The sequence below is a fragment of the Mycobacterium sp. 1245111.1 genome, assembly GCF_001673405.1.
Classification (GTDB): domain Bacteria; phylum Actinomycetota; class Actinomycetes; order Mycobacteriales; family Mycobacteriaceae; genus Mycobacterium.
Genome location: NZ_LZLV01000112.1, coordinates 370,979 through 383,476 on the forward strand (window position 1 = coordinate 370,979; position 12,498 = coordinate 383,476).

Here is a 12,498-nt window from a genome sequence, read left to right on the forward strand (position 1 = left end):
GCGATATGCCCGTTTCGGTGCCGCAGGCTACGGTTAGATAACTGGTTAATTCGGGCTGTAACTGATGCAGGAGGTAACGGATGAGCGGATCGCACCGCCGCAAACCGCGGAGGTCGCTGAGCTTGCTCGGCCTGTTGGCGGCGACGGGGCTGACGCTGGCGACGGTCCCGGCGAATGCGTCGCCCACGATGCCCCCGATCCCGCGGGACGCGGCATCGGCCAGCGCGGTGGTGGGTCCGCAGATCGTCGACATCGACGCCAAGCTGGGCTTCCAGAGCGCGATCGGCGCCGGCACCGGCATCGTGATCGACCCCAGCGTCATCCTGACCAATAACCACGTGATCGCGGGCGCGACCGATCTGACCGCGCGGTCCATCGCGAACGGCCAGACCTTTCCGGCCACGGTGATCGGCTTCGACCGCCAGCACGACATCGCGGTGTTGCAACTCGCCGGCGGCGGCCTTCCGGTGGCCAACATCGGCAACTCGGACACCGTGCATGTGGGCGACCCGGTGGTGTCGCTGGGTAACGCCGGCGGTGCCGGCGGGGCACCGAGCGTCGAGGACGGACGCGTCTCCGCGCTCGGCCAGACCGTGTCGGCCAACGACGCCCTGACCGGCAGCACCGAGACGTTGACGGGCCTGATCCAGATCGACGCCAACATCCGCCCGGGCGACTCCGGGGGCCCGACGGTCAACGCGGCCAACCAGGTGGTCGGCCTGAACACGGCCGCAACGTCGAACTACCACCTCGGCCGCGGCCAGGGCTTCGCGATCCCGATCAACGAGGCCATGGCCATCGCCGGGCAGATCCGCTCCGGTGCCTCGTCGGCGACCGTGCACATCGGGCCCACCGCGTTCCTCGGCGTCGGAGTCAACGACGCGGGCGGCGGAGCGGGCGCCATCATCCGCCAGGTCATCCCGACCGGTCCGGGCGCGGGCGCGGGGCTCAACCCGGGCGACGTGATCACCGCGATCAACGGCCAACCCGTCAACTCGGCCACCGCGCTGACGAACATTCTCGATCAGCACCACCCCGGCGACCACGTCACCGTGGGGCTGCAGGGCCGCTCCGTCGACGTGCAACTGGGGGACGGTCCGCCGGGCTGATCCAACGCGCAGCTCAGCGTGTGTGCTGAATTCGATTGGCGCATAAGGTTTTCGATGCTGCACCCCGGGTACGTGTAAGGTCGTGGACTTGACCAGGGACAGAGAACACGCGTCCGAGCATGATCCCGCGGAGGGAAGCCACGTCGAGGACGGCGTCGTCGAGCACCCCAGTGCCGACGAGTTCAACGAGGCCAAGTCGCTGCCCGCCGACCCGACCTGGTTCAAGCACGCGGTCTTCTACGAAGTGTTGGTCCGGGCCTTCCTGGACGCCGACGCGGACGGCTCGGGTGACTTGAGAGGGCTGCTGCAGCGGCTGGACTACCTTCAGTGGCTCGGCATCGACTGCATCTGGTTGCCGCCGTTCTACGACTCGCCGTTGCGCGACGGCGGCTACGACATCCGCGATTTCTACAAGGTGCTGCCGGAGTTCGGCACCGTCGAGGATTTCGTCGCGCTGCTCGACGCCGCCCACGAGCGAGGCATCCGCGTCATCACCGACCTGGTGATGAACCACACCTCGGACTCGCACCCTTGGTTCCAGGAGTCCCGGCAAGACCCCGACGGGCCATACGGCGACTTCTACGTCTGGAGTGATACCAGCGAGAAGTACGCGGGAGCCCGGATCATCTTCATCGACACCGAAGAGTCGAACTGGACCTTCGATCCGGTGCGCAAGCAGTTCTACTGGCACCGGTTCTTCTCCCACCAGCCGGACCTGAACTACGACAATCCCGCGGTTCAGGAAGCGATGATCGACGTCCTTCGGTTCTGGCTCGACCTGGGGATCGACGGGTTCCGGCTGGACGCGGTGCCGTACCTGTTCGAGCGCGAAGGCACCAACTGCGAAAACCTGCCCGAGACGCATGCCTTCCTCAAGCGCGTGCGCAAAGTGGTCGACGACGAATACCCGGGCCGGGTGCTGCTCGCCGAGGCCAATCAGTGGCCCGCCGACGTCGTCGAGTACTTCGGCGATGCCAGCACCGGCGGCGACGAGTGCCACATGGCCTTCCACTTCCCGTTGATGCCACGCATCTTCATGGCGGTGCGGCGCGAGTCGCGGTTCCCGATCTCGGAGATTCTCGGGCAGACCCCCGAGATTCCGGATATGGCGCAATGGGGAATCTTCCTGCGCAACCACGACGAGTTGACGCTGGAGATGGTCTCCGACGAAGAGCGCGACTACATGTACTCCGAGTACGCGAAAGACCCGCGGATGAAGGCCAATGTGGGCATCCGCCGCCGACTGGCACCGCTGCTGGACAACGACCGCAACCAGATCGAGCTGTTCACGGCGTTACTGCTGTCGCTGCCCGGATCGCCGGTGCTCTATTACGGCGACGAAATCGGCATGGGCGACGTGATCTGGCTCGGCGACCGCGACGGGGTCCGGACGCCGATGCAGTGGACCCCGGATCGCAATGCCGGCTTCTCCAAGGCCAACCCGGGCCGGTTGTACCTGCCGCCGAGCCAGGACTCGGTTTACGGGTATCAGGCCGTCAACGTCGAAGCCCAGCGCGACACCTCGACGTCGCTGCTGAACTTCACCCGGATGATGCTCGCCGTGCGCCGGCGACATGAGGCCTTCGCGATCGGCAGCTTCGAAGAACTCGGCGGCTCCAACCCGTCGGTGCTGGCCTTCCAGCGCCAGGTACCGAACGACGGCGACACCGTGCTGTGCGTCAACAATCTGTCGCGTTTCCCCCAGCCGCTGGAACTGAACCTGCAACATTGGAACGGTCATACGCCGATCGAGCTCACCGGACACGTCGAGTTTCCGCGCATCGGCCACCTGCCTTACCTGCTCACACTGCCGGGACACGGGTTCTACTGGTTCCAGCTGAGCGGGCCTGAGGAGTCGCAATGAATCTGCCATGGTCGGAATGGCTTCCGCAGCAGCGCTGGTATGCGGGGCGTAGTCGCGAATTGGCAAGTGCCGAGCCAGGTCTCGTGGTAGCCCTGCGGGACGGCCTGGATCTCGCGCTGGTCGACGTGACGTATACCGACGGCTCGACCGAGCGGTACCAGGTGGTGGTCGGCTGGAATTCCGAGCCGCCCGGCGAATTCAGCAGCGTGGCCACCATCGGCGCCGACGGCGATCGGGTCGGCTTCGACGCGCTCTACGACCCGGACGCGGCCGCGTTCCTGCTGTCGCTGGTCGATTCGTCGGCGACGCGGGACAGCGTGTCGTTCGGCAAGGAGCCCGACGTCACCCTGCCGCTGCACGCCTACCCCCGGGTGTCGGACGCCGAGCAGAGCAACACCAGCGTGATCTTCGACCGCGACGCGATCTTGAAGGTGTTCCGCCGCGTCAGCCCGGGCATCAACCCCGACATCGAGCTCAACCGCGTCCTCGGCCGGGCCGGGAACCCGCACGTGGCCCGGCTGCTGGGGACCTACGAGCTGACCGGCCCGGACACCGACACCAGCACCCCGCTGGGTATGGCGACCGAATACGAGGGCAACGCCGCCGAGGGTTGGGCGATGGCAACCGCCAGCGTGCGCGACCTGTTCGCCGAGGGGGATCTGTACGCCTACGAGGTCGGCGGTGATTTCGCGGGCGAGTCCTACCGGCTGGGCGAAGCCGTCGCGTCGGTGCATGCCGGTCTGGCCGAGGCGCTGGGCACCTCGCAGGCGCCGTTTCCGGTCGACACGATGCTGGCCCGGCTGTCCTCGACGGCCGGTGCGGTCGCCGAACTCGGGCCGTACGTGTCGGCGATCGAGCAGCGTTTCCAGAAGCTGGGGGAGCAGACCATCACGGTGCAACGGGTGCACGGTGACCTGCACCTGGGTCAGGTGCTGCGCACCCCCGAGTCGTGGCTGTTGATCGACTTCGAGGGGGAGCCGGGCCAGCCGCTGGAAGAGCGGCGCGCGCCGGACTCCCCGCTGCGGGACGTTGCAGGCGTGCTGCGGTCGTTCGAATACGCCGCCTACGGACCGCTGGTCGACCAGTCGGACGACAAGCAACTCGCTGCGCGCGCCCGAGAGTGGGTGCAGCGCAACCGAACTGCGTTCTGCGACGGGTACGCCGCGGCGTCCGGCGTCGATCCGCGCGATTCGGAGCTGGTGTTGGCGGCCTACGAGTTGGACAAGGCGGTGTACGAAGCGGGCTACGAGTCCCGGCACCGTCCGGCCTGGTTGCCCATCCCGCTGCGGTCGATCGGCAAATTTGTAGCAGATTGATGTGAGTCTCGCCTGAATGGGCGTCCCCGCTCTGCACACGGTCTAGTTCCGATGAAAGCATGGATTTCATGCCCTACGCGACGCTCGACCTTCGTGAGACGTACGACAGTGAGGCACGCCTCGCCTACCTGCTGGCAATTCTCGCTGGTGTGCTGGGTGCGACGGCGTTCACTCACTCGGCCGGATACTTCGTCACCTTCATGACCGGAAATGCGCAGCGCGCCGTTCTGGGGTTTTTCAATGACGACGTGCTGTTGTCGGTGACGGCGGGGCTGCTGCTGCTGAGCTTCGTGGCCGGGGTGGTGGTCGCGTCCGTGTGCCGGCGACACTTTTGGGTGGCTCACCCGCACGGTCCGACGATGCTGACCACATTCAGTCTGCTGGCCGCCACCCTGGTCGATGTGTTCGACGAGGGCTGGGAAGAAAACCAGCTCGACTTCCCGCCGATCATGTTGGTGGCCTTCGGAATTGGCGCGCTCAACACGTCGTTCGTCAAAGACGGCGAGGTGTCGGTGTCGCTGAGCTACGTGACCGGAACGCTGGTCAAGATGGGGCAGGGCATCGAACGCCATATCGCCGGCGGAAACCTCTCGGACTGGCTCGGTTACTTCCTGCTGTTCGGGAGCTTTATCTTCGGCGCCACGGTCGGTGGCGCGATCAGCCTGTTCGTCAACGGCACCGGGATGCTGGTGTTCGCGACGCTGATGTGCACCTTGGCGACCGCGTTCACCTACTTCCATCAGGATCGGCGCGCCCTGCTCGACTAGCGCGACACCATCCAGACAAGAACATCGGCCGCAGCGCTGGGGGGTGTGCGCTGCGGCCGATGCATTGGGGGAGCTCAGGTGGCGTTGGGTCCACCGCTCAGGGTCCGCTGAATGTCGGGCTTCATGGCGACCAGTTGCTGGTTCCAGTAACCCCAGTCATGCGTGCCGTTGGGCGGGAAATTGAAGGTGGCGTTGCGGCCACCCGCAGCGGTGTAGTTGTCGCGCCACTGCTCGTTGGTGCGCAGCGTGAACTGCTCCAGGAACTTGGCCGGCATGCTGTCACCGCCCAGGTCGTTCGGGGTGCCGTTGCCGCAGTACACCCAGATGCGGGTGTTGTTCTGCACCAGACGGGGGATCTGGACCATCGGGTCGTTGCGCTTCCAGGCGGGGTCGCTGGTCGGGCCCCACATGTTGGTGGCGTTGTAGCCGCCCGCGTCGCCCATCGCCAGACCGATCAGCGTCGGCCACCAGCCCTCGGAGGGGTTCAGGAAGCCGGACAGCGAGGACGCGTAGGAGAACTGCTGCGGGTAGTACGCGGCCAGGATCAACGCCGACCCACCCGACATCGAAAGGCCCACGGCGGCATTGCCGTTCGGCGAGATGCCCCGGTTGGCCTGCAGGTACGCCGGGAGTTCGCGGGTCACGAACGTCTCCCATTTGTAGGTCTGGCAACCGGCCTTACCGCAGGCCGGCTGGTACCAGTCGCTGTAGAAGCTGGACTGCCCGCCGACCGGCATGATCACCGACAGGCCCGATTGGTAGTACTCCTCGAACGCGGGCGTGTTGATGTCCCAGCCGTTGAAGTCGTCCTGGGCGCGCAGCCCGTCGAGCAGGTAGACGGCGTGCGGGCCGCCGCCCTGGAACTGGACCTTGATGTTGTGACCCATCGCCGCGGACGGGACTTCTAGGTACTCGACCGGGAGACCCTTTTTGGAGAACGCCCCCACGGTCGCCGAGCCGCCGATGGCACCGACCAGGCCGGCCAGCAGTGCTGCGCCGACGGCCGCGATCGCCAATCTGCGCGGCAGGTGTGCTGCCGCGCCGCGGAACTTCTCTGCGAACTTCATAGCTCCTATCCCAACTTTCATCTGCCGCATCAGCGGTCGAATAGCTGTCTGTGGCAGTCAAACACGCAAGTAACTACAAGCGTGTCAGTCGCATCGGGGTGGGGGATCGCGGTTCGCTAACGATTGAGACGCTAGTGTCACCGGCGGATAACGATTACGACTCGACGCCGAAAATAGGTCCCGCCGAGCGCAATTCATTGGTGGCGGTGCCGCACAGCGCCTGCGATATGTGAATTCTGTTGTGCAGCAGTCTTTTTCATCGCTTGGTGGCGCCGGGAACCCAGGTCCGCTGATCGGCGGCGACGGCTCGGGCGATGATGAACAGCAGGTCGGACAGGCGGTTGAGGTACCGGACGACCTCCGGGCTGAGGTCGTCGACGGACACCGCCCGCCGCTCGGCCCGGCGGCAGACCGTGCGGGCCACGTGGAGTGCCGCCGAGGCCGGGCCGCCGCCGGGCAGTACGAACGACTCCGGCGGGGCGAGCCGCGCGTTGGCCTCGTCGCAGCGCCTTTCCAACCGGTCGACGTAGCCGCCGTCGATCCGGAGCGCGTCGCGGTCGACCGGGCAGGAGAGGTCGGCGCCGAGGTCGAAGAGCTCGTTCTGGATCTCGGCGAGCCACCCGGCGAAGGGTTCCTCCCGCAGCTCGGTGAGCACCACACCGAGCTGGGCGTTGAGTTCGTCGACGTCACCGCCGGCCTCGATCCTCGGGTCGTCCTTGGCTACCCGGGCCCGGCCGCCGGTCGAGGTCTCGCCGGCGTCGCCGGTGCGGGTGTAGATGGTCGTCAGATTCACGTTCACGGTCGCCTCCGTTGCCTGGATGATCTCTTCGGTCGGGTGGTCGGAAGAGTCGAGTGCGGACAGCAGACGCTCGAGCCGTCGATTCAGCTCCGAGGTCTGCCACAGCCGGTCGCGTACCTGCTGAAGGTGGAGTCGGACGACAGAGGGAAGGTCCTCGCCGTCCAGCGCCCGCCGGATGTCCGCGAGGTCGAAGCCGAGGCTGCGCATCGCGGTGATCTGGTACAGCCGTTCGGCCTGTTCAGTCCGGTATCGCCGATGGCCCGCACCCGTCCGCCAGGCCGGCGCGAGCAGCCCGACCTGTTCATAGTGGTGCAGGGTTCGCACGGTGACGCCGGCGGCGTCGGCGAGTTCACCTACGCTCCACTCCCGGTCGGCGCTTCCGTTCTCCGTCATCGCAGTGAACCTACGACCTGACGCTACGTGAGGTGCAAGTAGATTCCGGTCATCGCTCCTGTAGTCGTCGGGTCATCGTGTCGAGAACCGCCAAACCCTTTGTCAGAGCCTCGATTTGGTCGTCGCCGAGTTCGTCGAGCACATCGGCCAGCAGTTCACGGCGCGCGGCGCGCGAGGTGTCGACGATCTGCTTGGCCGCTCCGGCCAGCGAAAGCTGGCCGACCCGTCGATCGGATTCGTCCGCGGTCCGGACCAGGTAGCCCTTGGCCACCAGCTTGGAGACCAGCGTCGAGGCGGTGTTGGCCACCAGGCCCAGCTCAGCTGCGGCTGCGCTGACCGAGATGCCGGGCCGCCGGGCGACCAGCCACAGCAACTCCGACTGCGATTCGGTCAGCGGCTCGGAGTCGAAGCCCCGGCCGGCTGTTCTGCGAAGCTGCCGGCGGAACCTGCCGACGACACGGGACAATTCGTTGACCGGATCAATGAGAGTGCTCACTTGTCTCTGTCTACGAGCCAAGGATGTGAAGACGCTATGTCTGACCTGGCAGCTAGCTACTTCTCCAGTCGACGCAGCTCGACGCCCGCGAGCAAGCCTGCCTCGACGCGCGCCGTCATATAGGTGCAGAAGGGTTGCCGCCGGCGATCCGTCGGCGAGCCCGGGTTCAGTAGCCGCAGGCCAGTGCTGGTCGTGGTGTCCCACGGGATATGGCTGTGGCCGAACACCAGCACGTCGCTGTCGGGGTAGAGGCGCGACATCCGGGCGTCGCGTCCGGCGCTGGCGCCGGTCTCGTGCGTCACCGTGAAGCGCACCCCGTCGAGCTCGACATCGGCCCGCTCGGGCAGCCGCGACCGCAGTTCCGGCCCGTCGTTGTTGCCCCAGCATGCGACCAGCCGCGCGGATTTGGCGGCCAGCGCGTCGAGGAGCTCGGGTACTACCCAGTCGCCGGCGTGAATCACCACGTCGGCCCGCGCGACTTCGTCCCACACCCGCGCCGGTAAGTCGCGCGCTCGGCGCGGCACATGCGTGTCCGCCAGCAGCAACAACCTCATCCGGTCATCCTGCCGCAGGCCGGGTTAGCGCGTGCCTTCTCTGCCGCGGGCTTCGGCACCGGTCTCGCCGACGTCCATGGAGTCGTCGACACCGCTGGTGCGCCCGACGTAGTCGCCATCCCCGCCGCGTCCTTCTCGGGAGCGCGCCTCGTGTCGCTCGGGACGAGTGTCTTCTTCAGCTTGGTGGCCTCTGCTGCCGGTCAGCCATTGGCCGATTTGGCGCCATATTTGCATCGAAGCGGGGTACCCGGCCGCAGTTCGCCGCGAAACATCCCGGTGGCGGAGGCAGGTAGGCAGAGTGGCACGATGCTAATCAGCGCCCTCCGTCAGGCCCACTCAAAGGAGAACCGCCAATGCGCACCTTCGATTCCGTTGCCGACCTCGCCTCGATCAAGGGTGAAAGCATCGGCGAAAGCGACTGGGTGACGATCAGCCAGGAAGACGTCAACCTGTTCGCCGACGCGACCGGTGACCACCAGTGGATTCACGTCGACCCGGAACGGGCGGCCAAGGGTCCGTTCGGCAAGACCATCGCGCACGGTTTCATGACGCTGGCCCTGCTGCCGCGCCTGCAGCACCAGATGTACACCGTCAACGGCATCAAGCTCGCAATCAACTACGGCCTCAACAAGGTTCGCTTCCCGGCGCCGGTACCGGTCGGCTCACGGGTTCGTGCGAAGAGCTCGCTGGTCGACGTCGAGGACCTGGGCAACGGCGCGACCCAGGCGACCGTCTCGACCACCGTGGAGGTTGAGGGCAGCGACAAACCGGCGTGTGTCGCCGAAAGCGTCGTCCGCTACATCTCGTAAGCCGGTCGAGTCATGGACGCGGGACTTGCCTCCTGGTTGGACGAGGGACTGTACTTCGACTACCTCGGCTTCGACATCTTCTACCGGGTCGAGGGCAGCGGTCCACCGCTGCTGCTGATCCACGGCTACCCGTTCAATACCTTTGACTGGCAGCTGATCTGGCCGACGCTGACCCAGCGGTTCACGGTCATCGCCCCGGACATGATGGGCATGGGTTTCTCCGCGAAGCCGGTCCACTATGAATACTCAGTGCACGACCACGCTGACATGCACGAGGCGCTGATGGCCCACCTGGGCGTCGGCAACGCGCACATCCTGGCCCACGATATCGGCGACTCGGTGGCGCAGGAACTGTTGGCCCGCCACGAGTTTGGCGATCATACCTACGGCAAGCTGAGGATCGATTCGATCACCTGGCTCAACGGCGGAATGTTCGTCGAGACCTACACACCGCGCGCGGCGCAGAAGCTGATGTCGGGAACTCCGTTGGGCGACATCCTGAGTCCGGTGCAAAACAGCCCGCTGTCGCGGCGATTGCTGGAGCCGACGCTACGGGAGATGTTCGGCCCCAACACCAAACCGACCCGACAGATGATGGATGTGTTTGGCCAGATTCTGGACTACAACGACGGCCGGCGCGTGCTGCACAAAGTTGGGCGATTCATCAAAGACCGCTACACGCACCGGAACCGGTGGGTGCGGGCGATGCGGGAGACCGAAGTCTCGATGCGGCTGATCGACGGACCGATCGACCCGAATTCCGGTGCGCACATGGCCCGTCGCTACGCCGAGGTGATTCCCGACGCCGACGTGGTGATGCTCGCCGACGACATCGGGCACTGGCCGCAACTGGAAGCACCCGAGGCGGTGCTGGAGCACTTTCTCGCTCACATCGACCGGGTGACCGCCGATAGCTAGGACGCGGATACAGCCGGATGGGGGCCCAATGATGCTGCGAGACAGGACTTTAGTCACTGGTGGGGCGATCGCGTCTCGCCGTAGTGTCGGGGCCCTAAGCCGATATGAGGAGACGAACCATGACACAGGCGCCGCACAAGACCGAGGCCCCGCACAAGACTGAGCCCGCGCACAAGGCCGAACCCCGCTGGGCGGAACTCTCCGAGGACATCCTCGACTCGATCGAAGCTGGACGCAACAGAGGTATAGAGGCGGTCCGCTCGTTCATCGATGAGGTGAATCCCGCAGTCGACGGAGAGTCGGAGCGCAAGACCGTCGTCGACGCGGCGTTGAAGTTGACCGAAGAGCTGGTCACCACCCAGATCGAGTTCATCCGAAGCGTCGTCCGGAGTGCCGGCAAGGCCGCCAACAAGTAGCACCTAACTCCGACCCGTGGCCGTCCATAGCCCCCCATGCTGTGGACGGCCACTTCGGCTATGGTGAGTGCAAGTGCGTTACGCCCGAAAAACACTACTTACCAGTGCACTTCAATGATCAAGCCGCGTTGGTCGGGTCGATCGATCGTGGAGCCTTTGACCACCAGCCAGTCTCCCGTCTTTGCCGGCATGACCGCTTCTTCCCTCCGATTGTCCATCGCCGCAGGCGGGCGAGCTGCCGGCATGAGGTCATCGGGCCTTCAACGTCACGGCCGAAAGGCCCCTGCTGTCAGAGGCTTCCGCGAGTCCACTGCGACCGCGAAGGCCCCGCCCAGTCGGTGGCTTTGCGCACTATAGGGTCCGATCCGGTAATGGTCGAATGAGTTCACGCGAATCATTCACCCAGGAGGCTGACATGCGATCGTCACGGCTGTGGAGCTACTTGCCGATAGGCCAATCTGCCTCGCACGTCAAGCTTTTCGAGGTAAGGGACCTTCTGCACGAGGGACGAACGGCTCGCGTGCCTATCACTTCGATCGGAACGATCGTGGCCGGGTGGTTGGCCGACTTGGATGTCAGCAGTCCATTGGTCGACGATCTGACGCGAGCGGTTCAAAACGGCGACTGGCCGGCCGCCTACGCCGTCGGTGAGCATCTCTCGGTTCACGTCGCGGTTGCGGCTTGAACGACCGGCTCACTCCTCGATTTCGATGATGTGGATCGCCGCCTCTTCAGCACTGGCCGCGCCACCGCAGATGCCGACATCCTCGGCGACCATTTCCGCCTCGGTGTCCTCGCCAAATCCCTGGTCGGGTGCGACAAGCCGACCACCGCGGACACCGCCGGCTTCACTCGGTTCGGGAAACTCGGCTTCGCGTTCAGCCGCATCTGAGCGAACGCTCTCGCCCTCGTCGAGCCAGACGTTCAGCCGCGACGCCGGATCCTGCTCCTCCTCGGCAAGAAGCTCGTCCAAGCTCGAGGTCGGTCCGAAAGCGCTCCTGCCGTAAGGCTGCTCCGGTGGCGAGTAGCCCTCATCGAGTACGTCGTCGACGCCGCGATCGATGAGTGTGTCTTCGGGTTGCAGCTGATCGTCGTCGTCCCCGCTGTATTCACCCGCCGCCGGGCCCGGGTCATAGTGAGTACTCATCGCTGAATCAATTGCTGGTGATTGCTTGAGGGGTGGCCAACGGCACATCTCCGGCGAGGACCCTGATCTCTTCATCGCAGACCGGGGTTTTGTCACCCGTGACGTGGCGCGATGGAATTGGTGAGCGGTCGTGGGAGGCGGCGAGCAGCGCGACGATGTCGCTGTCGGTCGTGCGACGAAACCTGCGGTAGCCAGTGCTCGTCTTCGCAAAGAAATAGAACGGTGGCGTTTCCAAGCACACCACGTTGTCGGCGTACGAGCGGGTCGACTGTACCGCCTCGGGCGAGCCCAACGGCGCCGCGAAGACGACACGCGCCGCGCCCTGGGCGCGTGCTGCCGCACATGCCGCCCTGGCCACGATCCCGGTGGCCACCCCGTCATCGACGATCAGGGCGGTGCGGTCGGCAAGCGAAATGCGCTCGCGCCCGTCGCGATAATGCGTGACCTGCCGTTCCAGTTCGGAGCGTTCGGCGTCGTCCACTTGCGTGATGTCGGCTTCGGTCAGCCCGATCCGTTTGACCAGGGCGGCGTTGAGAACCCGAATCCCGCCCTCGGCAATAGCGCCGAACGCGCACTCGGTCTCGAACGGTACCGGCAGCTCACGGACGACAAGGAAGTCAAGTGGTGCGCCAAACGCCTTGGCGACCTCGTAGGCCACGGGCACGCCTCCGCGCGGCAAGCCCAGCACGACGAGGTCGTCACCGCGCAGCCATTCGAGATGACGAGCCAGTCGGCGTCCGGCTTCCGCGTGGTCGTGGAATAACTGCATATCCCGAGTCTGACGCGCTGGTGGGTCGGATCGAAGAGTCCTTCGACCTCTGTCACGCGGGGACCAACGTCCCC

At 65.6% G+C, this 12,498-nt stretch carries 16 protein-coding genes and 1 pseudogene; 8 read left to right on the top strand and 9 right to left on the bottom strand.

Features of this window, described 5'->3' with window-relative positions; translation table 11 throughout:
• The first annotated feature begins 80 nt into the window (after nucleotides 1-80).
• From A5658_RS18285 to A5658_RS18300, 4 genes are all read left to right on the top strand, one after another.
• Nucleotides 81-1,109: a S1C family serine protease gene (locus A5658_RS18285; protein ID WP_067338198.1), complete on the top strand. Its 1,029-nt coding sequence runs from the start codon at nucleotides 81-83 to the stop codon at nucleotides 1,107-1,109.
• Between the two features lie 88 nt (nucleotides 1,110-1,197).
• Complete coding sequence (gene treS, locus A5658_RS18290) at nucleotides 1,198-2,973, top strand: maltose alpha-D-glucosyltransferase (RefSeq protein WP_369830539.1); 1,776 nt, start codon at nucleotides 1,198-1,200, stop codon at nucleotides 2,971-2,973.
• A complete protein-coding gene (locus A5658_RS18295) occupies nucleotides 2,970-4,289 on the top strand; it encodes a maltokinase (protein ID WP_067338205.1) in 1,320 nt (439 codons plus the stop codon). Before treS ends, A5658_RS18295 begins: the two co-directional genes overlap by 4 nt.
• A gap of 68 nt (nucleotides 4,290-4,357) precedes the next feature.
• A complete protein-coding gene (locus A5658_RS18300; RefSeq protein WP_067338579.1) occupies nucleotides 4,358-5,056 on the top strand; it encodes a YoaK family protein in 699 nt (232 codons plus the stop codon).
• A 74-nt stretch (nucleotides 5,057-5,130) separates the two neighbouring features.
• Here the strand turns inward: A5658_RS18300 and A5658_RS18305 are convergent, their stop codons facing one another.
• The 6 genes and pseudogenes from A5658_RS18305 to A5658_RS18325 all read right to left on the bottom strand — a co-directional run bounded on the left by A5658_RS18305 (nucleotide 5,131) and on the right by A5658_RS18325 (nucleotide 8,599).
• The gene (locus A5658_RS18305; RefSeq protein WP_067338209.1) at nucleotides 5,131-6,123 is read right to left on the bottom strand and encodes an esterase family protein; all 993 of its coding nucleotides are present in this window, start codon (nucleotides 6,121-6,123) and stop codon (nucleotides 5,131-5,133) included.
• 256 nt (nucleotides 6,124-6,379) lie between these two features.
• Entirely contained in the window at nucleotides 6,380-6,922 is a 543-nt protein-coding gene (locus A5658_RS28895; RefSeq protein ID WP_231997369.1) for a cob(I)yrinic acid a,c-diamide adenosyltransferase, read from the bottom strand.
• Between the two features lie 168 nt (nucleotides 6,923-7,090).
• A pseudogene (locus A5658_RS28900) lies at nucleotides 7,091-7,315 on the bottom strand (MerR family transcriptional regulator); the annotation flags it as partial.
• Between the two features lie 49 nt (nucleotides 7,316-7,364).
• A complete protein-coding gene (locus tag A5658_RS18315; protein ID WP_082993260.1) occupies nucleotides 7,365-7,811 on the bottom strand; it encodes a MarR family winged helix-turn-helix transcriptional regulator in 447 nt (148 codons plus the stop codon).
• 56 nt (nucleotides 7,812-7,867) lie between these two features.
• Nucleotides 7,868-8,365 (bottom strand): metallophosphoesterase, encoded by a 498-nt coding sequence (locus A5658_RS18320; protein ID WP_067338218.1) that lies wholly within the window; start codon nucleotides 8,363-8,365, stop codon nucleotides 7,868-7,870.
• A 24-nt stretch (nucleotides 8,366-8,389) separates the two neighbouring features.
• Nucleotides 8,390-8,599 carry a hypothetical protein gene (locus tag A5658_RS18325; RefSeq protein ID WP_067338221.1) on the bottom strand — a complete coding sequence of 70 codons (210 nt, stop codon included), beginning with the start codon at nucleotides 8,597-8,599 and terminating at the stop codon, nucleotides 8,390-8,392.
• Between the two features lie 119 nt (nucleotides 8,600-8,718).
• On the opposite strand from A5658_RS18325, the gene A5658_RS18330 reads away from it, so the two are divergent.
• The 3 genes from A5658_RS18330 to A5658_RS18340 all read left to right on the top strand — a co-directional run bounded on the left by A5658_RS18330 (nucleotide 8,719) and on the right by A5658_RS18340 (nucleotide 10,508).
• Nucleotides 8,719-9,174 (top strand): MaoC family dehydratase, encoded by a 456-nt coding sequence (locus tag A5658_RS18330; protein ID WP_067338224.1) that lies wholly within the window; start codon nucleotides 8,719-8,721, stop codon nucleotides 9,172-9,174.
• Between the two features lie 12 nt (nucleotides 9,175-9,186).
• Entirely contained in the window at nucleotides 9,187-10,092 is a 906-nt protein-coding gene (locus A5658_RS18335; RefSeq protein ID WP_067338227.1) for an alpha/beta fold hydrolase, read from the top strand.
• A 119-nt stretch (nucleotides 10,093-10,211) separates the two neighbouring features.
• The gene (locus A5658_RS18340) at nucleotides 10,212-10,508 is read left to right on the top strand and encodes a hypothetical protein (protein WP_067338230.1); all 297 of its coding nucleotides are present in this window, start codon (nucleotides 10,212-10,214) and stop codon (nucleotides 10,506-10,508) included.
• Between the two features lie 98 nt (nucleotides 10,509-10,606).
• Here the strand turns inward: A5658_RS18340 and A5658_RS27645 are convergent, their stop codons facing one another.
• Complete coding sequence (locus A5658_RS27645) at nucleotides 10,607-10,699, bottom strand: DUF1918 domain-containing protein (protein WP_082993276.1); 93 nt, start codon at nucleotides 10,697-10,699, stop codon at nucleotides 10,607-10,609.
• A 329-nt stretch (nucleotides 10,700-11,028) separates the two neighbouring features.
• Here A5658_RS27645 and A5658_RS29405 point away from each other — a divergent pair, with 329 nt between their 5' ends.
• Complete coding sequence (locus A5658_RS29405; protein WP_369830540.1) at nucleotides 11,029-11,193, top strand: hypothetical protein; 165 nt, start codon at nucleotides 11,029-11,031, stop codon at nucleotides 11,191-11,193.
• 9 nt (nucleotides 11,194-11,202) lie between these two features.
• On the opposite strand, the gene A5658_RS18350 is transcribed toward A5658_RS29405, so the two are convergent.
• On the bottom strand, nucleotides 11,203-11,655 hold the full coding sequence (locus A5658_RS18350) for a DUF5709 domain-containing protein (RefSeq protein WP_067338231.1): 453 nt from the start codon (nucleotides 11,653-11,655) through the stop codon (nucleotides 11,203-11,205).
• A gap of 7 nt (nucleotides 11,656-11,662) precedes the next feature.
• On the bottom strand, nucleotides 11,663-12,313 hold the full coding sequence (locus tag A5658_RS18355) for a phosphoribosyltransferase (RefSeq protein WP_369830541.1): 651 nt from the start codon (nucleotides 12,311-12,313) through the stop codon (nucleotides 11,663-11,665).
• Nucleotides 12,314-12,498 lie beyond the last annotated feature (185 nt).

Coding starts and splice junctions, on each gene's coding strand:
- A5658_RS18285 (WP_067338198.1), top strand. CDS start 81: ATGAGCGGATCGCACCGCCGCAAACCGCGGAGGTCGCTGAGCTTGCTC.
- A5658_RS18295 (WP_067338205.1), top strand. CDS start 2,970: ATGAATCTGCCATGGTCGGAATGGCTTCCGCAGCAGCGCTGGTATGCG.
- A5658_RS18300 (WP_067338579.1), top strand. CDS start 4,358: ATGCCCTACGCGACGCTCGACCTTCGTGAGACGTACGACAGTGAGGCA.
- A5658_RS18305 (WP_067338209.1), bottom strand. CDS start 6,123: ATGAAGTTCGCAGAGAAGTTCCGCGGCGCGGCAGCACACCTGCCGCGC.
- A5658_RS18320 (WP_067338218.1), bottom strand. CDS start 8,365: ATGAGGTTGTTGCTGCTGGCGGACACGCATGTGCCGCGCCGAGCGCGC.
- A5658_RS18325 (WP_067338221.1), bottom strand. CDS start 8,599: ATGCAAATATGGCGCCAAATCGGCCAATGGCTGACCGGCAGCAGAGGC.
- A5658_RS18330 (WP_067338224.1), top strand. CDS start 8,719: ATGCGCACCTTCGATTCCGTTGCCGACCTCGCCTCGATCAAGGGTGAA.
- A5658_RS18335 (WP_067338227.1), top strand. CDS start 9,187: ATGGACGCGGGACTTGCCTCCTGGTTGGACGAGGGACTGTACTTCGAC.
- A5658_RS18340 (WP_067338230.1), top strand. CDS start 10,212: ATGACACAGGCGCCGCACAAGACCGAGGCCCCGCACAAGACTGAGCCC.
- A5658_RS27645 (WP_082993276.1), bottom strand. CDS start 10,699: ATGCCGGCAAAGACGGGAGACTGGCTGGTGGTCAAAGGCTCCACGATC.
- A5658_RS18350 (WP_067338231.1), bottom strand. CDS start 11,655: ATGAGTACTCACTATGACCCGGGCCCGGCGGCGGGTGAATACAGCGGG.